Source organism: Micromonospora sp. WMMD956 (genome assembly GCF_029626125.1).
GTDB classification, from domain to species: domain Bacteria; phylum Actinomycetota; class Actinomycetes; order Mycobacteriales; family Micromonosporaceae; genus Micromonospora; species Micromonospora carbonacea.
In genome coordinates this window covers 3940978-3964239 of record NZ_JARUBI010000005.1, presented here as the reverse complement: position 1 = coordinate 3964239, position 23262 = coordinate 3940978, and the positions used below count along the sequence as shown (strand labels likewise).

The following is a 23262-nucleotide window of genomic DNA, read 5'->3' as shown; positions in this document are numbered from 1 at the left end:
TCGTGCAGACCTTTCAGTGCACCTCGTGCAGTCGGGAGATCAAGCCGGCCGCCCAGTGCCCGCACTGCGGCGCGCACCAGCCCCAGTGGGCCGGGCACCTCGCGGAGGTCGAGCGCTCGATCGCGGAGATGAAGGCCCGCGAGGCCGCCATCGCCGCCGAGCAGCGCCAGATCGCCGCGAAGATGCAGGCCGCGCTCTTCCAGCGGGACATCCTGAGCCACGCCACCGAGGAACGCCTCAAGCAGGCCGCCCGCCCCCGACGCGTGCTGCGCCGCCGCCCCGGCCGCCGTCCGCCGACCGCGACGACGGGGGCCCCGCCCCGGGTGCCCCGCCAGGGCGCCGCCCCGCCCCCGCCGCAGGACCCGCCGCCCCCGCCGCCGTCGGCGGCCCGCTGGCTGGACGCCGACGACCCCGAGAATCCACCGGAGGCGTCGTCGCGCGAGGTGCAGAACATCCCCCTCGGGCTGGGGGCGCTGCTGCTCGCCGTGGCGGCGGTGGTCTTCGCCCTGGTGGCCACCAGCTCGATGGACGCCCTGTCCCGGCTCGGGGTCCTGCTCGTCGCCACGGTGCTGCTGCTGCTCGCCCCGCCCGTGCTGGCCCGGCGCGGGCTCACCTCGACCGCCGAGACGATCTCCGCCGTCGGCCTGCTGCTGGTGCCCCTCGCCGGTTACGCACTGTGGACGGCGGACCTCATCGGCGGCGGGGGCGCGTCGGGCGCGGTCTTCGCCGGGGTGATCTTCCTGGTAACCGCCGCCGTCGGGTTCGGCTACGCCCTCTTCACGGGGCTGCGCGCCCCCCGCTTCGCCACCGTGCTGGCCGCGCAGCCGGTGCTGCCGCTGCTGGCGTACGACCGGGTGTCCGGGCCGGTCGGCTGGGCCCTGGTGCTGACCGCCGTCGCCGTGGTCGACCTCTGGCTGGCCCGTTCGCCGGTGACGGTGGAGCGTCCGGTGCGTCAGGACCTGCCGGACGGCCGGCTCGGCCCGCCCGCTCCGCCGCCCCGCCGACCCGCCGAGGACGGCCCCGCCGGGGCGGACCTGCCCGCCGAGGACGCCGTGCACCGACCCGCCCGGGCCGGCCGGACCACCCGGCCCGGCGGGGAGAGGCGGCCGGAGGGCGACCCGGAGGAGGCCGGCGAGGTGCTCGACGCCTCCGCCGGGGTGCCGGCCGGCGAGCCGCCGGCCCGCCCGGTGCCGGCCCTGCGCGAGCTGACCTGGCTGCTGCACGGCGTCGCGGTGGCGCTGGCGCTGGCGTACGCGGTGACGGCGGTGCTGCGCGCCGCCTCGCTGCCGACGGCGGCCGGGGCGGGCACGGTGCTGCTGCTGGCCGCCCTGGTGGGGCTGGGCGGCGCGCTGGTGCTGCGCCGGCCGCCGCTGCCGGACGTGGCCGCCGGCGTGCTCACCCTCGCGGTGATCGGCGCGCTGGGCCGGGTCGCGTCGGTGGCGTTCCCCGGCCGGGCCCTGCTGCTCGTCGCCGCCGTCATCACCCTCACCGGCCTGGCGGTGCGGGCCCTGCCGGAGGCCGCCCGGCGCGGCCCGCAGCTCGCCTCGGCGGCGGCGCTCACGGTCAGCGGCCTGGTGGTGGCCGTCGGCGCGCTGCGCGCCGGGCTGGCCCCGGCCCTGGCCGCCGTCCCGGCCTGGACGGCCGACCTCGACCGGTACCCCGCCGAGCTGGCCGCCTCCGTCGGCCCGGCGGCCTGGCAGCTCGCCGCCAGCGCCTTCCTGCTCACCGTCGCCGCCGTGCTGGCGCTGCCCGCGCAGATCCGCCGCGAGTTCGCGGTGGCCGGGGCGGCGCTGACCGCGCTGGCCGTCCCCGCATCGTTCGGCCTGGGCTGGGTGGCCGCGCCGTGGCCGCTGGTGGCCGCCGCGATCGGCATCGGTGCGGTCGGGCTCACCGCCACGACGACCCGGTCCGCCACCGTGCACGCGGTCGCCGCCGCCGTCGTCGGCCTGCTCGGCGCGGCCGCCGGGCTGGCCCGCCCGGCGCTGACCGCCGCCGTGCTGCTCGCCCTCTTCGTGGGCGGCGCGCTGGTGGCGGTGGTGCCCCGGATCCGGATGACCGCCGCAGCCGCCGCGGACACCGTCGCCAACTGGGCCGCCGGCGGGGCGGCGTTCGCGCTGCCGGGGTCGGTGGCGGCGTTCGTCGCCGCGACCGTGCCGACCGATCCGACGCCGACCCCGGCGAGCCTGCGCGTGGTCACCGTGCCGGTGCTGGCGGCGAGCTTCCTCGCGGTCTGCGTCACCCTCGGCTACGCGGCCCTCGTGCAGGTCTCCGAGCGGCGCATCCCCATGCCGCTGGCGCTGGGCACCGGGCTCGGGGCGCTGGTGGTGACGGCCGCCGCGTTCACCGCGCCGGGGGGCACCGCCGCCGACGCCTGGGTGGGCGGGCTGCTGTTCGTGGCCGGCCTGCTGGTCTTCCTCGCCCCGTCGATCGACGCGGGGCGGCGCGCGGACCTGACGCTCGACGGCTCCGACCTGGCCACGGCGGCGGTCACCGCGGCGCTGGTCGCGACCCTGGTCCGGGTCGCGGCGGTGCTCACCCCGGGCGGGCAGCTCGTGGTGGCCGCCGCGCTGGTGGCGGTGGTCGCGGTGGTCGCGCGGGCGATGCCGGAGGAGTGGCGGCGCGGGCCGATCCTCGGCCTCGCCGTCGGCGGCACCCTGATCGGGCTGCTCGCGGGATGGAGCGCGCTGCGCGGCGGCTGGGGCGTGCTGGCCGTCCCCGGCCCGATCTGGGCGGGCGACCTGTCCGGCTGGCCGGCCGCGCCGACCGGCGGGTCCACCTGGCAGGCCCCGGTCGCCCTGGCCCTGCTCGGGGTCGCCGCCGGGGTGCTGCTGCCGCATCCGTGGAAGCACGACGTCTCGGGCGTCGCCGCCGTGCTCGCCACCATCGGCCTCCCAGCCGCCTTCGAGCTGCCCTGGTGGTCGCCGGTGCTGGTCGGCCTGGCGGTCGCCACGGCCTTCGGGACGGCCGCCGCCGCGTCGCTCGACCCGCGCGCCGGGCTGTCCCGGGCGGCCGTGGCCGGGGCGGTCGCCCTGCACGCGGCCGGCGCCGGGCTCGTCCGGCCGTGGACGACCGCGCTGGCGCTGGGCGGCATCGCGCTCATCGGCGTGGTCGTGGCCGCCCTGTCCCGGGTGTTCGCCGCCCCGCTGGTGGAGGACGTCACCACCGAGGGGATGCCGCCGCACCTGGTGCAGATCGGCGGGGTCGCCGCCGGGGCGGCGCTGCTCGCGCTCCCCGGCGCGGTGGCCGCGCTGGCCGCCGGGTCCGGCCGGTCGCCCGGGGTGGTGCTGACGGCCGCGTTGGCCGCGTCGAGCCTGGGCCTGGCCGCGGTCGCCGCGGTCCGCCGGCAGGTGCCCCAATACCTTCCGTACGCCAGCGCGGCGATCGTCGGCGGCGCGACCGCCAGCGCCGTCGCCGCCATCGTGGCGGGGCTGCCCTCCGGCGTCTACGCGGCGGCCGCCGCGCTGCTCGGGGTGCTCGCCGAGCTGGTCCGCGCGTCGACCGTGCCGCCGGCCGGCTCGGCGCAACGGGTCCGGCGCTGGACGGTGCTGCTCGACGGCGCGCTGCGCCGGGCCCCCGACGACGACGGGACGGCGGTGCGTTGGCGGGTCAGTCCGGCGGCCGGCGCGCTGGCCGCCGCGGCGCTGCCCGTCGCGCTGGCCGTGTTCTCGCTCGCGCCCGCGCTGGAGGTGGCGCTGGTCGAGCCGTACCGGGCGCTGGGGCGGGTGTGGCAGGGGCCGCCGCCGGAGCTGCTCGCCCCGCCCGCCGACGCGGTCGACCCGACGCACGTGCTGACCGCGCTGCTGCTCACGTTGACCGCGGCGCTGGCCGCCGTCGGGCTCAGCGGCGGTCGGCGGTCCCGGGCGGTGCCGGTGGTGCTGCCCGGGGCGGCGGTGACCCTGCTGATCACGCCGACGGCCCTGGGCCACGGCTGGCCGGTGAGCGTGCTGGCCGCCCTGTCGGTGTTCACGATCTCGATGCTGGGGCTGGCGCTCAGCCCGCCCCCGCCGGTCGCGGAGCGGGCGCGGTCGCTGCGTACCGCCCGGGTGTTGGTCTTCGTGATCGGCCTGGCCGGCGGCGGGGCCGGGCTGCTGGGCAGCCTGGCCACCCGGGAGCTGACCCTGTTCACGCTGGGCGGGGCGGTCGGCGTGGGCGTCGTCGCGGCCCTGTACGGCACCACGCAGCGGGCCCGCATCCTCGGCTGGTTGTTCGCCTCGCTGACGGCGCAGTTGTTCGTGCTGGTCGTGGGCCTGGTGGTGGGCCTGGCCGCGGTGTGGTCCGCGTTCGGGGTGCTGGCCGTCGGCGCGGCCCTCCAGGTGTTCGCCGCGACCCTGCCCCGGCTGCGCCGGCCGGAGGCCCGCCGCGAGGCGGCCACGGTGGAGTGGAGCGGGTTCGCCGCCGCGCTGATCGCCCTGGCGCTGGCCTTCGACTCGCCCCGGCACATCGCCGCGCTGCTGGCCGCCTGGGGCGCCGTGCTCGGGGTGGCGGCGGCCCGGCCCGGCCGGCAGCCGGTGGAGCGGCGGATCCTGTTCTGGGCGGTGGTCTGCTGCGAGATCGTCGCCTGGTGGATCCTGATGCGGGTCGCCGACGTGGCGCTGCCGGAGGCCTACACCCTGCCGTTCGCGGCGCTGGCCCTGCTGGTGGGGGTGCTGGAGCTGCGGCAGCGGCCGGACCTGTCGAGCTGGGTGGCGTACGGGCCGGCGCTGGTCGCCGCGTTCGTGCCGACCCTGGCGATCGTGCTGGCCACCGACTCCAGCATGCTGCGGCAGGTGCTGCTGCTGCTCGGCGCGGTGGCGGTGCTGATCTTCGGCACCACCAGCCAGCAGCAGGCCCCGGTGATCGTCGGCGCGACGGTCACCGCGATCGCGGCGGTGCACGCGCTGTTCAGCCTGGGCCCCTGGCTGGTGCTGATCCCGGTGGGGCTGGTGCTGCTGGTGCTCGGGGCGAGCAACGAGCGCCGCCGCCGCGCGCAGGACCGCCTCCAGACGGCCCTGCGCGGCATGAGATGAAGCGGAGGGTCCCTGTGGCGTGGGTGCCCTGTTGCGCAGAGCGGGCCGGGTCCGCGCGCCGGTGACGGCAGCGGGGCCGGGTCCGCGTGCCGGTGACGGCAGCGGGGCCGGGTCCGCACGCCGGTCAGGGTCCAGCGGGCCGGGCGGTCACCTCAAGGAGGCGTGGAGGGCGGCTTCCTTGTCGGCGACGAGCTGTTCCAGGCTTGCCTGGTAGGCCACCATGCGCGCCCGCAGTTCCTCGTCGGCGGCGGCGAGGATGCGGACGGCGAGCAGCCCGGCGTTGCGGGCGTTGCCGATCGACACGGTGGCCACCGGCACGCCGGCCGGCATCTGCACGATGGACAGCAGCGAGTCCATGCCGTCGAGGTGCTTCAGTGGCACCGGCACGCCGATCACCGGCAGCGGGGTGACCGAGGCGACCATGCCGGGCAGGTGGGCCGCCCCGCCCGCCCCGGCGATGATCACCTTGAGGCCCCGGTCGGCGGCGGTGCGACCGTACTCGATCATCTTGCCCGGGGTGCGGTGGGCGGAGACGACGCCCACCTCGTAGCCGACCCCGAACTCGGCGAGGGCCTCGCCGGCGGCCTGCATGGTCGGCCAGTCCGAGTCGCTGCCCATGATCAAACCGACGGTGGTCATGCCGGCGTCCCCTCCGTCAGCCAGTGGGCGGCCCGGGCGGCCCGCGCCCGCACGTCCGCCAGGTCGTCGCCGAGCACCGTGACGTGCCCGATCTTGCGGCCGGGGCGCACCTGCTTGCCGTACAGGTGGACCTTCGCGCCCGGCTCGGCGGCGAACAGGTGGTGCAGCCGCTCGTCGATGGAGATGCCGCCCGGCTGCCCGCCGAGCACGTTCGCCATCACCACGACGGGGGCGGCGAGCGAGGTGTCGCCCATCGGATAGTCGAGCACGGCCCGCAGGTGCTGCTCGAACTGCGACGTGCGGGCCCCCTCGATCGTCCAGTGGCCCGAGTTGTGCGGGCGCATCGCCAGCTCGTTGACCACCAGCCCGGCCGGGGTCTCGAACAGCTCCACGGCGAGCAGGCCGACCACGCCGAGCGCGGTGGCCAGGTCGATGGCGAGCTGCTGGGCCGCCACGGCCAGCTCCTCGGGCAGGCCCGGCGCGGGGGCGAGCACCTCGACGCAGATGCCGCCCGCCTGCACGGTCTCCACCACCGGGTACGCGGCGACCTGCCCGAACGGCGAGCGGGCCACCTGCACGGCCAGCTCCCGGCGCAGCGCGACCCGTTCCTCGACGATCAGCGGGGTGCCGCCGGCGAGCAGGGTGGTCGCCAGCTCGGCGGCCTGCGCGGCGTCGTCGACCGGCCAGACGCCCCGGCCGTCGTAGCCGCCCCGGGCCGCCTTCAGCACCACCGGCCAGCCCTGCGCGTCGCCGAAGGCGACCAGGTCGGCCGGGTCGGCGACGGGCCGCCATGCCGGGTTGGGCGCGCCCAGCTCGCCGAGCCGCTCCCGCATGACCCGCTTGTCCTGGGCGTGCAGCAGGGCGTCGGCGGGCGGGAAGAGCTTCACGCCCTCGGCGGCGAGGGCACGGATGTGCTCCGTCGGCACGTGCTCGTGGTCGAAGGTGACCACGTCGCAGCCCTTCGCGAAGGTGCGCAGGGCGGCGAGGTCGGTGTGGTCGCCGTACTGGACGTCGGCGGCGACGAGGGCCGCCCCGTCGTCCGGGGCCTGCGCGAGCACGCGCAGCGACTGACCGAGGGCGATCGCGGCCTGGTGGGTCATCCGGGCCAGCTGGCCGCCCCCCACCATGCCGACAACTGGCAGACCGGTTCGGGTATCCATCTCGCGGGCCAGCCTAGCGGCGGCTCCGCCGCCAGCGGGGCGAGGGGTGAGCGGGGCGAGGGGTGAGCGGGGTACCCCGCTATACCGAAAGCGTTAACAGGGGGCCCTTCCTTACAGCTGGGCGAGGAGGTCGTCGACGGTCGTGACCGGGCGTTGGCAGACGAACCCCCGGCAGACGTACGCGGTGGGCCGCCCGTCGCGCATCGGCCGGTCGGCGAGCAGCGGCACGCCCGGCTGGTCGGGGCGGCCCGCGACCAGCACCGCGCCCGGCGGGGCGTGCCGGTACGCGGCGGCGACGAGCGGGTCGCCGGCCGGGTCGTCGGTCACCACGGCGATCTCGAACGGACCGGACAGCAGCGCCTCGCCGGCCGCCGCCGCGTAGCCGGTGAACCGGGCGTGCCGGGCGACGATCGGCGCGACGGTGGCGAGGGCGGCCTCGGCGGCCTCCCGGTAGCGGGTCTCGCCGCTCAGCGCCGCGTACGTGACCAGGGCGGCGGCGATCGCGGACCGGCCGGACGGGGTGGCGTTGTCGGTCGGGTCGGCCGGCCGGGTGACGAGCTGTTCCGCGTCGTCGGCGGTGTCGTAGAACCCACCGTCGGGGGCGGCGAACCGGGCCAGGGCGGTGTCGAGCAGGCCGCCGGCCAGCTCCAGCCAGCGCCCCTCGCCGGTGAGCTGGTGCATGGCGCAGAACGCCTCGGCCACGCAGCCGTAGTCCTCCAGCACCCCGGCCGGCGCGCCGACCACGCCATCGCGGGAGACCCGGCGCAGCCGGCCGTCGACGAGGTGCACCCGGGCCAGGTGTTCGGCGGTCTCCCGCAGCGCGCCGTCGGCGACGATCGTGACGCCCTCCAGCAGGTTGGCGTCGGCCTCGTCGCCGCCCGCGCCGGTTCCGGTGTCCGTGCCGGTGTTGGTGCCGAGGGTCTCGACGAGGCGGACGAACTCGGCGAGCGCGGTGACCGCCAGCCCGTTCCAGGCGGCCACCACCTTGTCGTCGCGGGCCGGCTGGGGGCGGGTGTCGCGGGCCGCGAGGAGCCGCCCGACGACGTCGCGCCAGCGGCCCCGGACCGCCGGGTCGGCGTCGTCGACGTCCCGGGCCAGCCGCAGCACGCTCGTGCCGTGTTCAAAGGTGCCGGACTCGGTGACCGCGAAGAGGTCGGCGGCCCAGCGGCCATCCTCCTCCCCCAGCGCCTCGGCGAGCTGGGCCGGGGTCCACGCGTACGTGAGCCCCTCGACGCCCTCGGTGTCGGCGTCCAGCGCGGACGCGAAGCCCTCGCCGGGCCGGTGCAGCTCGTCGGCGAGGAAGCGGGCGGTGTCGCGGGCGACGCGCCGGGCGAGCGGGTCGCCGGTGAGCCGCCACAGGTGGGTGTAGACGCGCAGCAGCAGCGCGTTGTCGTAGAGCATCTTCTCGAAGTGCGGCACCGTCCAGTGCCCGTCCACCGAGTAGCGGGCGAAGCCGCCGGCCAGCTGGTCGTGGATGCCGCCCCGGGCCATCGCCTCGGCGGTGTGCCGGGCGATCTCCAGGCTCTCGGCGGAGCCGGTGCGCTGGTGGTGGCGCAGCAGGAAGAGCAGGTTCAGGTGCGGCGGGAACTTCGGGGCCCCGCCGAAGCCGCCGTTTTCCCGGTCGTACTCCCGGGCGAGCTGGGCGGCGGCGGCGTCGAGCAGGTCGGCGGTGAGCGGGGCGGTCGGGCCGCCGACGGCCTGCGCCCCGCCGATCGCCTCGACCACGGCGGCCCCCTGTTGCAGCACGGCCTCGCGCTGCTCCCGCCAGGCGGTGCCGACGGACTCCAGGAGCCGGACGAAGTTGGGCTTCGGGAAGTAGGTGCCGCAGAAGAACGGGGTGCCGTCCGGGGTGGCGAAGACCGTCATCGGCCAGCCGCCCTGCCCGGTCATCGCCTGGGTGGCGGTCATGTAGACGGCGTCGACGTCGGGCCGCTCCTCGCGGTCCACCTTGATCGCCACGAAGCCGTCGTTGAGCAGCTTGCCGACGGCCTCGTCCTCGAACGACTCGTGCGCCATCACGTGACACCAGTGGCAGGCCGCGTAGCCGACGGAGACGAGCACCGGCACGTCGCGCCGCTTCGCCTCGGCGAACGCCTCGTCGCACCACGGCCACCAGTCCACCGGGTTGTCGGCGTGCTGGAGGAGGTACGGGCTGGTGGCGCTCGCGAGTCGGTTCACCGGTCGACCATATCCAGCGCCCGCCGGGGCGGCACCCCGGTCCCGGGCAGCCCTCCGGGCACCATTAATCGTCTTGTTGACACAAAGTCGCCCCACACCTACCGTGGACTTATCGTCAGATGCACATGAACACGTGCGGCGCGCGGCGTCGCGCGCAAGCGGCCACCCCCTCCACGGCCACCCACGACAGTCCAGAGATGGGACGTCATGACGAATCACGCACCGACCGGCCCGGTCCCGACCGTGCCGGCCGCCCACCCGGCCCCGACCCCGCCGCCCCCCGTCTCCAGCGCCACCCGGCACCTCTGCGCCGGCGCGTACCTCGACGAGGAGTTCCAGCGCGCCAGCCTCAACGAGGTCTACCACCAGCGCGACCGCCTGGTCGCCCCGTCGTACGGCTTCGACCTGCCCACGGTGCTGCACCACTGCCTCCGGGCGCGCCGGCTCGCCGTCGTACGCGACGTGGCGATCCTCGGCATGCTGCTGCTGTCCGCCTGCGTGTCCGCGCTGGCCACGACCGTCGTCATCGGCCTGCTGACCCTGGCCTACGTCTTCTCCTGCGTCTGGCAGGTCATCAGGCAGACCGCCCTGGAGCTCCGCAACGGCCAGTCCGCGAGCGCCGGGCTCATCGTCGGCCAGGCGACGATCCTGCGGTTCCGGCTCCTGTCCGCGGCCCTCATCTTCGTCCTGGTCAGCACGGCCATGGGCCTGTTCGCCACGCTGAAGTACGCCGCCGCCCCGTACTCGTACTCGGACGAGGTCGACCCCCTCGCCGGGCTGCACCCGGCCGTCGTCCTGGCGCTGCTGGTGCTCACCCTCGCGCCGCCGGTCGTGGCGAACCTGGTGCGGCAGAGCCAGCTCGACGGGTTCGCCCCGGGCCGAACCCCACCGGCCCCGGGCGCCACCAGCCGGTTCACCGAGATCCGGCAGCAGGAGGGCGGCAACACCGTCGTCTTCTCCGACTACCGGCCGTTCGTCGGCTCGGGGATCGTGCTGAAGAACTGGAGCTTCGCCCAGCGGCTGGTCCGGGCCGGCAACCCGCTGGCCGGCCCGACGCCGGAGGCCGAACGGGAGTTCCCCACCGCGCCCTTCGGCGCGGCCGAGCTGATCGCCCACCTGCGGGACGAACTCGGCACGCTGGCCAACCAACGGCAGGCCGAGGGGCAACTGCCCGGCCTGACCGTCGACGACCGGATCTTCCTCGCCGGCACCGAGGTCGCGTACCTCGTGCCGTACACCCGGCCCGAGTGGATCCCGGAGATCATCCGCCAGCCCACCGCGCCGGCCCGGCACTTCCTGGTCTGCCAGATGATCTCGTGGCGCGGTGAGCTGGTCACCACCGTCTACGTGCACGTGGCGGTCCAGGGTCGGTCGCTCTACATGGACTTCACCTCGACCGCGCTGCCGCCCTGCGACGAGCGGTTCCGGGTGGTCGACCAGGTCGGTGGGACCGGCCCCGCGGCATACCTGCGGGCCGTGGCACGGGGTCTCGTCGACGCTCCCGCGACCATCGGCCGCGCCCCGCTCAACCTCTTCTGGGCCGGGCTCGACGCCCTCGCCAACTCCTCCTGGTTCGGCTCCGCCGGGCCACCCCGACAGGGGTACGACCACGGGGCCCGCGTCAGCGTCCGGGAGCTGGGGATGGCCGCCGACACCCGGCACCACCTCCAGACCCAGGAGGTCGACAAGCACCAGCAGATCATCGAGCGTCGGCTGCTCGCCGCCGTCCTCGACTTCCTGGAGGACCGGGGCGTGGACACCAGCGAGTACCGCCAGCGGGCCGCGACCCTGCTCAACGCGGGCGCCGTCGTCACCGGCGGCAGCCTCACGGTGCAGGGCAACGTGACCAGCACCCAGACGAACAAGACGCACCTCGGCACGGGGGCGGGGCGATGAGCGCCGAGGGGGCCCGCAACACCGGCCTGCACGTCACCGGCGGGACCGTCTCGGTCGGCGGCAACGTCAACGCCGTCCAGCACCAGCACCACCATGCCGCCGCGCGGGAGTCCCTGGCGGCGGCCGACCGCCGGGCCCAGCGGCCGACCGACATCGGGATCCTCACGGTCCTCGCCGAGGAGATGGCGGCGGTCGTCGAGATGCTGGGCCGGGCGGCCGACCACCGGGTCGAGCAGACGTACAGCGGCCGGACCGTGCACCGGGCCACCCTCGCAGCCGACGGCGGCCCGGTCCGTGTGGTCGCCGCCCAGGCCCTCGAACCCGGCACGCACTCCGCCGCCTCCGCCTACCAGGAGTTGCGCCGACGGTTCGCGCCGCCGCTCGTGCTGCTGGTCGGCATCGCCGGCGGGGTCCGCGCCGACGTCCCGGTCGGCGACGTGGTCCTCGCCGACGAGGTGATCTGGTACGACAGCCGCCGGGAGACCGAGGACGGGCCCCGCCGCCGGGGGCGGATCCAGGCGACCGCGCCGGTGCTGCGGCACCGGATCAACGACTTCCTCGTCCGGCACGGCCCGGTCATGCGCCCCGGGCCCGACGGCGCCTTCCGCGTCCACCGGGGGCCGATCGGCTCGGGCAACGCGGTGGTGACCGATGCCGGCTCGGGCATCCGCTCCTGGCTGGCCGAGGTGCACGAGAAGACCCTGGCCGTGGAGACGGAGGCGGCCGGGGTGGCCCAGGCGTTCTACGAGGAGATCGCCGACGACCGGGCGTTGCGGGGCTGGATGACCGTCCGGGGCATCTCGGACCGGGCCGACCGGCACAAGGGGCACGCCGACCACGAGCTCGCGGCGCGGCACGCGGCGCTCGTCGTCGAGCGGCTCCTGCCCTACCTGCGCCTGGTCGAGGAGGACCGGTGAGCGACGCCGACGGCGTACGCCGCTCCGGGCGGTCCTCCGCCCGGAGGGCTGCGCTGGCCCGCAGGCTGACCGGCGGGGAGCTGGAGGCGTACCTCGTCTCCGGGACGGCGTTGGTCGTCGGCGCGCTCGGGCTGCTGAACGTGACCAGCCCGGACGTGGTCGCCGCCGCCACCCTGGCCGTGCTCGGCGTGATCACCTTCGACCTGCTGACCGGGCGACGCCGGCTGGGGCGCGTCGAGTCCGTCCTCCGCGGGGTGGCCGACGGCCTGCGCCCTTCGGGGGCCGGCTCCGTCGACCCGCTGCTCACCGCCGCCGCGCCGGAGGCGGCGGTGCTGGCCGGCGCGCGGGACATCCGACTGGTCGGGGTGACCCTGAGCCGGACGATCCGCAGCCAGCTCGACGTCCTGCGGCAACAGTTGGCCGACGGGGCGACGGTGCGGGTCGCGCTCATCGACCCGACCGGCCCGGCGCCGGAGGAGGCGGCCCGCCGCAACGGGCTGGACGCCAACGGCGGTGAGGTGTTCGCGCGCCGGGTCCAGCCCACCATCGACCTGCTCGACTACCTGGCGACGCAGGCGACCGGCGGCGGGCGGCTGGAGGTCCGGCTGCTCCACTTCGTCCCCGCCTTCGGCATGGTGCTGGTCGACCCGGAGGACCCGACCGGGCGGATCTCGATCGACATCTACTCGCACCGGCCCGACGGTCGGGAGGCGACGGTGACGTTGCGTGCCGACCGCGATCCGGTCTGGTGCCGGCACTTCGTGCGCGAGTTCGACCGGGTCTGGGCCGCCGGCCGCAGCGGCGATGACCGAAGCCGCGCCTGATCGGGATGGCCGCGTCGACCGGTGGCGCGGCCGCTACCCTTCCGGTGTGTCCGACCAGCGCACCGCCTTCCAGATCGCCATCGACCTGGCGATCCTCACGATCCGTGACGAGCGGCTGGCGGTCCTGCTGATAGAGCGCGGCAAGCCGCCGCACGCGGGGCGGGCCGCACTGCCCGGCGGTTTCGTCCGGGCCGGCGAGGACCTGGACGACACGGCGCTGCGGGAGCTGTCGGAGGAGACCGGCCTGGACGGCCGGACGCTGCACCTGGAGCAGGTGCGCACGTACGCGACGCCGGGACGGGACCCGCGCGGCCCGGTCGCCTCGGTGGCGTACCTGGCCATCGCACCCGACCTGCCGGTGCCGGTGGCCGGCACCGACGCGGCGCGGGCCCGGTGGGAGCCGATCGACCACGACCGGCTCGGCCACGGCTGGCTCGCCTTCGACCACGACACCATCCTGGCCGACGCCCTGGAGCGGGCCCGGGCCAAACTGGAATACTCCCCGCTGGCCACGGCGTTCTGCGGCGACACGTTCACCATCGGCGAGCTGCGCGCGGTCTACGAGGCCGTCTGGCAGGTCCGCCTCGACCCACGCAACTTCCACCGCAAGGTGACCGGGGTCAACGGGTTCGTGCTGCCCACCGGCCAGCGGCGCAGCCCGCCCACCGGCCGCCCGGCCGCGCTGTACCGGCGCGGCGACGCCACCCTGCTCTATCCGGCCATGCTCCGCCCGGGAACCGGTCGACAGTAGACCCATCGCTGTACTTCAATCGACGGGAAGCCGGGGCCCGTCGCCACGCCTGGCGTGGCGACGGGTTCCATCGCACGCCCCGCCGAGGAGACCCGCATGCGCCGACCCCGTTCCCTGCCCGCGCTCACGTCGATCGCGGTGCTCGCGGCGCTCGTCGCCGCAGGCCCCGCCGAGGCCGCCGTCGACCCCGGGGCCCGGCTCTCGGCGACCACCGCCGTCGGCACCCACAACGCGTACGACAAGGGGACGTACGACTACCTGGCGCAGGCCCTCGACGACCGGCCCGGGATGATCGAGCTGGACGTGTGGCCCGACATCGTGGCCAACCAGTGGCGGGTCAGCCACTCCAACCCGCTCGGCAACAACAACAACTGCGTCGCCGCCACCAGCGCCGCCCAGCTCTACACGGGCACCCGCAACAAGAACCTCGAACACTGCCTCGACGACATCCGGCTCTGGCTCACCGCCCACCCCGACGCCGGCCCGCTGCACCTCAAACTGGAGCTGAAGACCGGCTTCAGCGCCCGCACCGGGCAGGGGCCGGCGCAGCTCGACGCGCTGCTCGCCGCCCGGCTCGGTTCGGCCGTGTTCCGCCCCGCCGACCTCCTGGGCGGGCACGCCACCCTCGACGCCGCCGCCCGCGCCGACAACTGGCCCACCCGGCAGCAGCTCGCCGGCCGGGTCGTCGTGCACCTCATCCCCGGCACCGTCGAGGAGAGCAACCCCACCGACAAGCTGTGGACCGACATCGAGTACGCCCAGCACCTCGCCGCGCTCGCCGCCGCCGGCACCCTCCGCTCGGCGCAGGCGTTCCCGGCGGTGCACCGCGCCCAGGCCGGCGACCCCCGCACCCGCTACACCGACACCGCCCTGCGCCCCTGGTTCGTCGTCTTCGACGGCGACGCGTCGGCGTACGTCACCGGCGGCATCGACACCGCCTGGTACGACACCAACCACTACCTGCTGGTGATGACCGACGCGCAGAACGTCCCCCCGGCCGTGGGGAACACGGATGCGACCGCTGCGGCGGCCCGGGTGGCGCAACTGGCGCGGGCGCACGCGAGCATCGCCTCGGCCGACTGGGCGGCCCTGCCCAGCGTGGTCGACGACGTCCTCCCCCGCGGCTGACCGACCCGTCGCGCCGAACCCGACTGGGTGTACTGGGTCGACGCCACAGAGGGCGAGATCATGACCGGCCGTTGCTGGGCGGTGTTGCACCGGCCGGTCCGAGCAGTCCCCGCCCTTGAGCGGGCGATACTGCGCTTCGATGACACGTACGCCAGGGACAAGGCCCTCTACCTGTCCTGGTTGGCGGACGCCTACCTCGACGCCAACGAGATCGAGCAGGCCTGCGCAACCGCCGTCCTGGCGGCACGGCTGTCCGTCGATGTCGGCTCGCCCCGACCCGGCCAGCGGCTGGAAGCCGTCCTCAACCGGTTGTCGCCGCACGCGGCGCTGCCCTGCGTCGTCGAACTCAGCGCTCTCGTCGCCGAGGCCGCTAAACGTCCACCGACCGCGCCACCCACGCCAGATAAGCGGTAGAACCACGCACGATCGGCACGGCGGTCACCTGAGGATTGCTCCACGAGTGCTCGTCGAGCAGATACCGCTCCAACTCCGGGTAGCGGGCCGCGGTCGTCGAGGTCAGGAGGCGCCGTCGGCGCGCAGGGGGACGACGTTCGCCTGGGACGTGTCCACCAGCGACCCGAGCACCGCGCTGATCTTGTCGGCCGGCATGGGCTTGAAGAAGTGGTAGCCCTGGGCGGCCGTGCAGCCCAGCTCGGCCAGGGCGAGCCGCTGCTCGGCGGTCTCCACGCCCTCGGCGACCACCCGCAGGCCCAGCTCGTGAGCGAGCCCGACGGTGGCACGGACGATGGCCGCCGCCTCCGGTGAGTCCGCCATCCGGATCACGAACGACCGGTCGACCTTCAGCTCGTCCACGGCGATGCGGGTCACGAACGCCAGCGACGAGAAGCCGGTGCCGAAGTCGTCCACGGCGAGCTGCACGCCCATCGACCGCAGGGTGGCCAGCACCTCGTCGATGACCTCCAGCTCGCTCATCACCACCGTCTCGGTGATCTCCAGCACCAGCCGGTGCGGCGGCACCTGGTGGCGGCGCAGCGCCTCGCCGATCTCGACGGGCAGCCGGGGGTCGAGCAGGCTGCGGGCCGACAGGTTCACCGAGATCGGCACGTCGAGGCCGGCGCGGGCCCAGTCGGCGGCCACGGTGAGCGCCTTGTCCAGCACGTACCGGGTGAACGTGCCGAGCTGCTCGCTGTTCTCCACCGGCCGGATGAAGTCGGCGGGGCCGAGCCAGCCCCGGCGCGGGTGCCGCCAGCGGATCAGCGCCTCCACGCCGGTCGGCGCGCCGGTGGCGAGGTCCACCGCCGGCTGGAGCGCCAGCACGAGCTGGTCGTCGGCGGCGAGGGCCTCCCGCAGCTCCGCGAGCAGCGCGAGCTGGTCGGTGCTCGCGGCGTCCTTCGAGCTGTCGTACGCGGCGACGCTGCCGCCGCCCTCCTTCGCCTGGTACATCGCGATGTCGGCCCGGCGCAGCAGCTCCGTCAGGTCGGCGGTGCCGGCGTCGGCCACCACCACCCCCACGGACGCCTCGATGGACATCCGCACCCCGGCCACCTCGGTCGGGGCGGCGAGCCGCTCGGCGATCTCCCGGGCCTGGCGCAGCGCGTACGCCATGGGTGCGGTCCGGCCGCCGACCACCGGGACCGACGTCAGCAGCAGGGCGAACTCGTCGCCGCCGAGCCGGCCGAGCAGGTCCCCGGAGCGGGTCAGCGCGCCGAGCCGGTTGGCGGTCAGCCGCAGCAGCTGGTCGCCGGCGGCGTGCCCGAGGGTGTCGTTGACCTCCTTGAACTGGTCGATGTCGAGCAGCAGCAGGGCGACGGGGTGGTCGTGCGCGCGCTGCCGCAGCGCCTGGTCGCCCTTGCCGAGCATGGCGGCCCGGTTGAGCAGGCCGGTCAGCGGGTCGTGCACCGCCTCGTACGACGAACGGGCGGTGACCAGGCGCAGCTCGCGGTGGGTGGCGGCGTCGTGCAGGGCGGCGGCGAGGGCGTCGGAGAACGCGGCGGCGGCGTCCTGCTCGCGGGCGTTGGGCGGCGCCGAGCGGGGGAAGCGGACCCGCAGCTCGCCGACCTGGGTGCTGCCGACGGTCAGCGGGCGGACCAGCTCGTGCGGGCCGGCGGCGGCGCCGGTGGGCGGGTCGATCTCGCGGTCGGTCACCCGGCCGCCGCTGTCGCCCCGGTAGCGTCGCCACCGGCCGTCGCCCCGCGCCACGTCCACGTCGACCAGCTCGGCGCCGAAGAGGGTCAGCGCGCCGGTGACCGCCGCCGTGGCGACGCCCCGCTCGTCGAGCTGGTTGAGCGCGGCGGTGGCCTCGGCGAAGGCCCGCCAGGTACGCCGCTCCTGGTCGGCCCGGAGCCGGTGCCGGTAGGTCTGCTGGAGCAGCCAGAGCACCGGCGGGAACGCGAGCAGCCAGCGGGCGTCGAGTTCGAGCAGGGCGACGGCGGCCAGGCCGACGGCCACGTTCCCGACGAACATGAGCAGCTTGCCGCGCAGCGCGGCGAGCAGCGGCGGCCCCATCGGCACGCCGTGTCGCAGGGCGACGGCGACCCCGCCGAGCCAGGCGGTGGCGAGCAGGTACGTCACCGCGCCGGCCGCCAGCGCCAGCGCCAGCTCCGGGGTGGGGGCGGCGAGCAGGGGCGCGCCGAGGGTGGTGGTGACCGCGACGGCGAGGGCGGTGCCGGCGCTCAGCGAGGCGGCGATGCGGACCGTCTCCAGGGGCGGCTGGCGGTCGGCGGCCAGGGAGAGCAGCGCCCAGGCGAGCCCGGCGCCGACGAGCGTGGTGGCCGGGAGCCAGCCGGCGGGGACCAGGTGGAGCCCGACGACGAGGGCCGCCTCACCCCAGGTGGTGCTGACCATGCCCGAGGCGGTGCGGAACCGCAGCCGGGCGAGCTGGGCGACCACGACGACGGCGACGCCGATGCCGAACCGGGCGAGCGGCGGGAGCGGGTCGTCGGGCGGCAGGTGGGTGGGGAGGGTGAGGCCGATCGCGGCGGCCACGAGGGCGGTGAGCGCCACGGCGACGGTCAGCACGAGGACCCGGTGCGGGGTGCTCCGCTCCGCCGACCGGTCGGGGTGGTCGGCGACCGGCTCCGGCGGGCCGGGGACGGCACTGACCGGCTCCGGCGGGTCGAGCGGGTCGTCGGCCCTGGCGGAGGTCACCGACCTCCCCCGTCCACCGGTCGCCACGCCGCCGCGCGGGCGGCCGGTCGCGGCGCACGGCGGGCAGCCGGGCGGCGCGCCGCATGACGGGCAGCCCGTCGCACCGCGCAACGGGCAGCCGTCGCTGACCCGGTCATCGGTGCCCCCTCCCGCGCGGCCCGGGGACTTTTGGTCCCCCGGCGGAAGGCTAAGCCAAAGCCGGGGAGCGCAACAGGGGGCGACGGCCGGCTTCGGCGTGAATCACGCCCCGATCACCCGTTTCCGTGCTGCTGGGGGCCCTTCGGGGCGGTCGAGCGTGAGTCGTGCCCCAAGGTCCCGTCTGTCGGATCGACGACTGTGGCGTCGGCTCGCCCCGCTTCCGCGGCCGTCGGCCCGCCCCCGACGGCGTCGACCCGGCCGGCGTTCGCGGGCTCGCCGGGCGCGGGGAAGTGGTCGGGCAGGCGGCGCAGCCGGGAGTTCATGTTGCGGATGAGCAGCACGGTGGCGGTGCCCAGCAGCACGATGAGGAAGAGGCCCATCGGGCCGGCCAGGCCGCCCGTGCGCGTGTCACCGAAGTTGTTCTGCGCGAGCACCTGGGCGGCGGTCAGCATGGTGTTCCTCCGGATCGTGGCAGGCCCCCAGGGTAGCCCGGCCCCGGATCGGCGGTCACGGCCGGCTCACTGAGCCGCCCGGGCCGGGCGACCCGCGCGGCTCCGGCCGGCTCAGCAGGCATGGGCCGTCTCGCGGACGCCGGCGAAGAGGTCGGACTCGGGCAGCGGGCTGTCCACCACCGACCGGGCGAGCTGGAAATCCTCCGTGGGCCAGGCCTGCCGCTGGAGCTCCATCGGCACGTGGAACCAGAAGCCGTCCGGGTCGATCTGGGTGGCATGGGCGCGCAGCGCGTCGTCGCGGACCGGGAAGTAGTCGGCGCACTCGACGCGGGTGGTGATCCGGGGGCCCTTGTCGGGCCGCTCGTCCCAGCGCTTGAGCCACTCCTCGTAGGGCGACGCGAGGCCGGCGGCGAGCATGCCCTCGTGCAGCGCCAGGATCTTGCCCTTGGAGAAGCCCACGTCGTAGTAGAGCTTGAGCGGCTGCCAGGGCTCGCCGAGGTCGGGGTGGCGCTCCGGGTCGCCGGCGGCGTCGAACGCGGCGACGGTGATCTTGTGGGTCATGATGTGGTCGGGGTGCGGGTAGCCGCCCTCCTCGTCGTACGTGGTGATCACGTGCGGACGGAACTGTCGGATCAGCCGCACCAGCGGACCCGCGGCGACCTCGACGTCCTGGAGGGCGAAGCAGCCCTCGGGCAGCGGCGGCAGCGGGTCGCCCTCGGGCAGCCCCGAGTCGACGAAGCCCAGCCACGCCTGCTTCACGCCGAGGACGGCACGGGCGGCGTCCATCTCGGCGCGGCGGATCTCGGCGATGTTGGCCCACACGTCCGGCCGGTCCATCTTCGGGTTGAGCACGCTGCCGCGCTCGCCACCGGTGCACGTCACGACCAGCACGTCGACCCCCTCGGCGACGTACTTCGCCATGGTCGCGGCACCCTTGCTCGACTCGTCGTCGGGGTGCGCGTGGACGGCCATGAGACGCAGCTGCTCTGCCACTTACGGCGCTCCTCGTCTGTGCCCACCGGCGCTGCCTGCCGGCGTCGCCCGCCGACCTGTCATCCTTACCTCAGCGAAGGTGACTGAGGACTCGTCCACAAGCCGGCGCCGGGCTGGAAAGATTGGACTCTGCCATTCTTGCCGATGGGGCCGACAACAACGCCAGGAGACCGCCGCCGGTGACCGAGACGCACGCCACAATCACGCCGGGTGCGCCTGTGTTCCCGCCGGGCCGCTACGGCCGGCGCAGGGAGCCGGGCCGACGCCGGCCGGTGTTGGTCGCGCTGCTCGCGACGGCCCTGGTGGCGGCACTCGGGCTGGCGGCGTTCAGCATGTACGGCAAGTACGGCGACCCGGCCTACGACGCCCAGGTGATCACGTATACGGACATCACCGACTCCCAGGTGGTGGTCGACTTCCGGGTGACGGTCCCGGCGGGCGGCTCGGCGACCTGCGTGCTGCGGGCCCGCTCGCACGACGGGGCGGAGGTGGCCCGCGAGGAGGTCACCGTGACCGCCCGGCCGGGCGAGTCCCGGGCCGCCGCCCGGCATCGGCTGGCCACCACGGCCCGGCCTTTCATCGGTGAGGTGGTGCGCTGCCGACAGGCCGACTGAGCTGCTGAAACACCACCGCGCCACGCGCACCGCGGGTCTCGCCGCCAGCACCCGCGGTGATCGTCCGCACCCGGACGGGCACGGCACTGGTAACTTGGTAGTTCACCCGTCAGCCAGTCCGCACAACCGAGGAGATCGCCTGTGTCCAACAACGGGAACGAGGCGCCCGCCACCTGGCTGTCCCAGGACGCGCACGACCGCCTCCAGGCTGAGCTCGACGAGCTGATCGCCAACCGGCCCGTGATCGCGGCCGAGATCAACGCGCGGCGCGAGGAGGGCGACCTCCGGGAGAACGGCGGCTACCACGCCGCCCGCGAGGAGCAGGGCAAGCAGGAGGGGCGGATCCTCTACTTGAAGGAGCTGCTCCGCACCGCCAAGGTCGGCGAGGCGCCGAGCGCCGACACGGTCTCGCCCGGGATGGTCGTCACGATCTACTTCGACGACGACACCGACGACACCGAGACCTTCCTGCTCGGCTCGCGGGAGATCTCCTCCACCACGGAGCTGACCGTCTACAGCCCCGAGTCGGCGCTGGGCAAGTCGATCCTGGGCAGCCGGCCCGGCCAGACGGTGACCTACACCGCGCCCAGCGGCGCGGACATCAAGGTGACCGTGGTCAAGTTCGAGCCGTTCACCAGCTGACCGGCCGCCGCGCCGGACAACTGTTAACAAGGGCCCCTTGTGCAACGAAATGCGTTAACAAGGGGCCCTTCCTTGCACCGGCGGCAGCTCAGCGGTCGGCGGCGAAGACCACCTGGTAGCCGCTGGCCCGCAGGGCGCTGATCAGCGTGTCGGAGTGCTCGACGCCGCGGGTCTCCACCGACAGCGCCACCTCGACCTCGCCGAGCCGCAGGTGCGGGTTGGCCCGCTGGTGCTCCACGTCGACCACGTTCGCCCGGTGCTCGGCGATCTCGCTGAGCAGCGAGGCGAGCTGCCCGGGGCGGTCCGAGCAGCGCACGGTCACCCGCAGGTAGCGCCCGGCCGCCGCGAGCCCGTGCTCGATCACCCGCAGCATCAGCAGCGGGTCGATGTTGCCGCCGGAGAGCACCGCCACCACCGGCGTGGCGACCTGCACCGTGCCCGCCAGCAGCGCCGCCACCCCGACCGCGCCGGCCGGCTCGACGACCTGCTTGCCCCGCTCCAGCAGCATCAGCAGCGCCCGGGAGATGTCCTCCTCGGACACCGTGACGATCTCGTCGACGAGCTTGCGGACGTGGTTGAAGGTGATCTCCCCCGGGCGGCCCACCGCGATGCCGTCGGCGATGGTGCTGAACGCCGGCAGGCGTACCGGCTCGCCGGCCGCCAGCGAGGGCGGATAGGCCGCCGCGCCCGCCGCCTGCACCCCGACCAGCCGCACGTCCGGCCGCAGCGCCTTCGCCGCCACCGCCATGCCGGAGATCAGGCCGCCGCCGCCGACCCCGGTGACGATCGTCCGCACGTCCGGGCACTGCTCCAGGATCTCCAGCGCCACGGTGCCCTGCCCGGCGATCACGTCCGGGTGGTCGAACGGGTGGATGAGGATGGCCCCGGTCCGCTCGGCGAAGGTCTGCGCCGCCACCAGCGACTCGTCGACGGTGTTGCCCATCAGCTCGACCTGCGCGCCGTACCCCTTGGTGGCGGCGACCTTCGGCAGCGGCGCGTTCACCGGCATGAAGACCGTGGCGTGGGTGCCGACCAGCCCGGCGGCGAGGGCCACCCCCTGCGCGTGGTTGCCGGCGCTCGCGGCCACCACGCCCCGCTCGCGCTCCGCCGCCGACAGCCGGGAGATCCGCACGTACGCCCCGCGCACCTTGTACGAGCCGGCGCGCTGCACGTTCTCGCACTTGAGCCACACCGGCCCGCCGAACGCGGCGCTCAGCGGGCGGGAGGGCTCCAGCGGGGTGGTGCGGGTGACGCCGGCGAGCAGCTCCCGCGCGGCGCGTACCTCGGCGAGGCCGACCAGTTCCGTCATGCCCCGATCGTGCCACCACCGGCACCGCCCGACGGCGGCGACACCGGCCGCTACCTGCGGCTACGAGCCGGTCACGGCGGGCCGGCCGGTCACGCGACGGCCGGCGACCCCGTGCCGACGCGGGGGTAGCCGGGGGCGTGCCGGGCCCACGGGGCCTGCATCTCGAACTGGCCGGCGACGCCGAGCAGCAGCAGCTCCGAGCCGGGCGGCCCGACGAGTTGCACCGCCACCGGCAGGCCGTCGGGACGGCGGCCCACCGGCACCACGATCGCGGGCAGGCCGGCGATGTTCCACGGGGCGGCGAACGGGGCGTACCGGATGCTGGCCTTCATGTTCGCCGCCCAGGACCGGCCCGACCAGCCGGCGGCCTCCGGTGGCTGGCCCGCCAGCGCCGGGGTGAGCAGCAGGTCGACCGAGTGGTCGGCGAAGAAGCCGACGGAGCGCTCGCGCCAGGCGACCCGGTCGGACTCGCGGACGTACCCCCGGCGTTGCGCCCACTCCCCCAGCGCGACGTGCCGGCGGCTGCGCCGCTGGAGGGCGCGCGGGTCGAGCCCGGCGGCCCGCACGTCGGCGGCGGCCGCGGCGAACCAGGTGGCGAGGCCGGCCAGGCCGAGGCGGGTCGGGTAGACCGGGTCGGCGGGCACGGTGTCGTGGCCGGCGGCGGCGAGCAGCCGACCGGCGGCGGCGACCGCGTCCCGGTTCGGCGCGTCCGGGGCGACGCCGCGCACCGGGGACCGCAGCGAGACGCCCACCCGCAGCCGCTGCGGCGGGACCAGCTTCTCCTGCGGGCGGCCGGCGAGCACCTGGAAGCCGACCGCCGCGTCGGCGACGGTGGACGTCAGCATGCCGTGCTCGGTGAGGCCGAACCAGTCGTCGGCGCCGAGCTGGCACGGCACCACGCCCCGGCCCGGCTTGAGCCCGACGAGGCCGCAGCAGGCCGCCGGGATGCGGATCGAGCCGAGGCCGTCGTTGCCGTGCGCCATCGGCACCAGCCCGGCGGCCACCGCCGCCGCCGCGCCGCCGGACGAGCCGCCGGGGGTGCGCCGCGGGTCCCACGGGTTGCGGGTGACCGCGCTCGCGTCGTCGGTGAGCGCCCAGAGGCCCAGCTCGGGCATCCGGGTCACCCCGAGGATCACCGCGCCCGCGCCGCGCAGCCGCCGGACCACCTCGTGGTCGGCCTCGGCGACGGCGCTGCGCACCGCGGCCGAGCCGTGCCAGGTGGGCAGGCCGGCGACGGCGGTGTTCTCCTTGACCGCGACCGGCACCCCGGCCAGCGGGAGGTTGGCCAGCTCCTCCTGCTCGTCGACCTTCTCCGCCTCGGTGATCGCCTCGCCGCCGCGCACCGTGCGGAACGCGGCGAGGTCGGCGTCGGAGCGGGCGATGTGGTCGAGGTGGTCGGCCACGACCTGCGTGGCGGAGACGTCACCCCGGCGTACGCCGCGGGCGATCTGCTTCGCGGTCGCGCCCACCCAGGTCGGCATGAGGTCCTGCACGGCCACCCTCCCTC

General features: G+C 75.6%; 17 protein-coding genes and 1 pseudogene. 9 read left to right on the top strand and 9 right to left on the bottom strand.

The window, feature by feature from the left end; genetic code table 11:
* Positions 1–2: 2 nt before the first annotated feature.
* Positions 3–5006, top strand: coding sequence for a permease (locus O7628_RS18240; RefSeq protein ID WP_278132173.1), 5004 nt, complete (start codon positions 3–5; stop codon positions 5004–5006).
* Between the two features lie 147 nt (positions 5007–5153).
* Here O7628_RS18240 and purE read toward each other — a convergent pair whose 3' ends face one another.
* The 3 genes from purE to O7628_RS18225 all read right to left on the bottom strand — a co-directional run bounded on the left by purE (position 5154) and on the right by O7628_RS18225 (position 8983).
* The gene (gene purE, locus O7628_RS18235; protein WP_074476624.1) at positions 5154–5645 is read right to left on the bottom strand and encodes a 5-(carboxyamino)imidazole ribonucleotide mutase; all 492 of its coding nucleotides are present in this window, start codon (positions 5643–5645) and stop codon (positions 5154–5156) included.
* Positions 5642–6805, bottom strand: coding sequence for a 5-(carboxyamino)imidazole ribonucleotide synthase (locus tag O7628_RS18230; RefSeq protein ID WP_278132170.1), 1164 nt, complete (start codon positions 6803–6805; stop codon positions 5642–5644). The genes purE and O7628_RS18230 overlap by 4 nt, the downstream gene beginning before the upstream one ends.
* Positions 6806–6916: 111 nt before the next feature.
* Positions 6917–8983, bottom strand: a complete 2067-nt coding sequence (locus O7628_RS18225) for a thioredoxin domain-containing protein (RefSeq protein ID WP_278132169.1) — start codon at positions 8981–8983, stop codon at positions 6917–6919.
* A 207-nt stretch (positions 8984–9190) separates the two neighbouring features.
* Between O7628_RS18225 and O7628_RS18220 the strand changes: the two genes are divergently transcribed.
* The 6 genes and pseudogenes from O7628_RS18220 to O7628_RS18195 all read left to right on the top strand — a co-directional run.
* Positions 9191–10879 carry a hypothetical protein gene (locus O7628_RS18220; protein WP_278132167.1) on the top strand — a complete coding sequence of 563 codons (1689 nt, stop codon included), beginning with the start codon at positions 9191–9193 and terminating at the stop codon, positions 10877–10879.
* A complete protein-coding gene (locus tag O7628_RS18215; RefSeq protein ID WP_278132166.1) occupies positions 10876–11796 on the top strand; it encodes a 5'-methylthioadenosine/S-adenosylhomocysteine nucleosidase in 921 nt (306 codons plus the stop codon). The genes O7628_RS18220 and O7628_RS18215 overlap by 4 nt, the downstream gene beginning before the upstream one ends.
* Positions 11793–12620, top strand: coding sequence for a hypothetical protein (locus O7628_RS18210; RefSeq protein WP_278132165.1), 828 nt, complete (start codon positions 11793–11795; stop codon positions 12618–12620). The genes O7628_RS18215 and O7628_RS18210 overlap by 4 nt, the downstream gene beginning before the upstream one ends.
* Positions 12621–12666: 46 nt before the next feature.
* Complete coding sequence (locus O7628_RS18205; protein WP_278132163.1) at positions 12667–13371, top strand: NUDIX domain-containing protein; 705 nt, start codon at positions 12667–12669, stop codon at positions 13369–13371.
* Positions 13372–13467: 96 nt separating this feature from the next.
* Entirely contained in the window at positions 13468–14499 is a 1032-nt protein-coding gene (locus tag O7628_RS18200; protein ID WP_278132161.1) for a phosphatidylinositol-specific phospholipase C domain-containing protein, read from the top strand.
* A 9-nt stretch (positions 14500–14508) separates the two neighbouring features.
* Positions 14509–14913 (top strand): annotated as a pseudogene (locus O7628_RS18195) (XRE family transcriptional regulator); the annotation flags it as partial.
* Here O7628_RS18195 and cutA read toward each other — a convergent pair.
* The 4 genes from cutA to mca all read right to left on the bottom strand — a co-directional run bounded on the left by cutA (position 14870) and on the right by mca (position 19190).
* On the bottom strand, positions 14870–14986 hold the full coding sequence (gene cutA, locus O7628_RS18190; protein WP_278132160.1) for a divalent cation tolerance protein CutA: 117 nt from the start codon (positions 14984–14986) through the stop codon (positions 14870–14872). The pseudogene O7628_RS18195 and the gene cutA sit on opposite strands and share 44 nt — an antisense overlap.
* Before the next feature lie 29 nt (positions 14987–15015).
* Positions 15016–17463, bottom strand: a complete 2448-nt coding sequence (locus tag O7628_RS18185) for a bifunctional diguanylate cyclase/phosphodiesterase (protein ID WP_074476789.1) — start codon at positions 17461–17463, stop codon at positions 15016–15018.
* Positions 17464–17858: 395 nt separating this feature from the next.
* Positions 17859–18197, bottom strand: coding sequence for a hypothetical protein (locus O7628_RS18180; protein ID WP_074476632.1), 339 nt, complete (start codon positions 18195–18197; stop codon positions 17859–17861).
* A gap of 111 nt (positions 18198–18308) precedes the next feature.
* Positions 18309–19190, bottom strand: coding sequence for a mycothiol conjugate amidase Mca (mca, locus tag O7628_RS18175; protein WP_278132157.1), 882 nt, complete (start codon positions 19188–19190; stop codon positions 18309–18311).
* Between the two features lie 179 nt (positions 19191–19369).
* Here mca and O7628_RS18170 point away from each other — a divergent pair, with 179 nt between their 5' ends.
* Positions 19370–19804 carry a DUF4307 domain-containing protein gene (locus O7628_RS18170; RefSeq protein ID WP_178063434.1) on the top strand — a complete coding sequence of 145 codons (435 nt, stop codon included), beginning with the start codon at positions 19370–19372 and terminating at the stop codon, positions 19802–19804.
* 141 nt (positions 19805–19945) lie between these two features.
* Positions 19946–20446 (top strand): transcription elongation factor GreA, encoded by a 501-nt coding sequence (greA, locus tag O7628_RS18165; protein ID WP_278132154.1) that lies wholly within the window; start codon positions 19946–19948, stop codon positions 20444–20446.
* A gap of 88 nt (positions 20447–20534) precedes the next feature.
* Here greA and ilvA read toward each other — a convergent pair whose 3' ends face one another.
* Positions 20535–21755: a threonine ammonia-lyase gene (ilvA, locus tag O7628_RS18160; protein WP_278132152.1), complete on the bottom strand. Its 1221-nt coding sequence runs from the start codon at positions 21753–21755 to the stop codon at positions 20535–20537.
* Positions 21756–21844: 89 nt separating this feature from the next.
* Positions 21845–23254, bottom strand: a complete 1410-nt coding sequence (locus O7628_RS18155; RefSeq protein WP_278132151.1) for an amidase family protein — start codon at positions 23252–23254, stop codon at positions 21845–21847.
* Positions 23255–23262: the final 8 nt, after the last annotated feature.

What these genes read in the sequence shown, in the direction of transcription:
- purE (WP_074476624.1), bottom strand. Translation starts at nt 5,645, where the DNA reads ATGACCACCGTCGGTTTGATCATGGGCAGCGACTCGGACTGGCCGACC.
- ilvA (WP_278132152.1), bottom strand. Translation starts at nt 21,755, where the DNA reads ATGACGGAACTGGTCGGCCTCGCCGAGGTACGCGCCGCGCGGGAGCTG.
- O7628_RS18200 (WP_278132161.1), top strand. Translation starts at nt 13,468, where the DNA reads ATGCGCCGACCCCGTTCCCTGCCCGCGCTCACGTCGATCGCGGTGCTC.
- O7628_RS18215 (WP_278132166.1), top strand. Translation starts at nt 10,876, where the DNA reads ATGAGCGCCGAGGGGGCCCGCAACACCGGCCTGCACGTCACCGGCGGG.
- O7628_RS18220 (WP_278132167.1), top strand. Translation starts at nt 9,191, where the DNA reads ATGACGAATCACGCACCGACCGGCCCGGTCCCGACCGTGCCGGCCGCC.
- O7628_RS18230 (WP_278132170.1), bottom strand. Translation starts at nt 6,805, where the DNA reads ATGGATACCCGAACCGGTCTGCCAGTTGTCGGCATGGTGGGGGGCGGC.
- O7628_RS18180 (WP_074476632.1), bottom strand. Translation starts at nt 18,197, where the DNA reads ATGCTGACCGCCGCCCAGGTGCTCGCGCAGAACAACTTCGGTGACACG.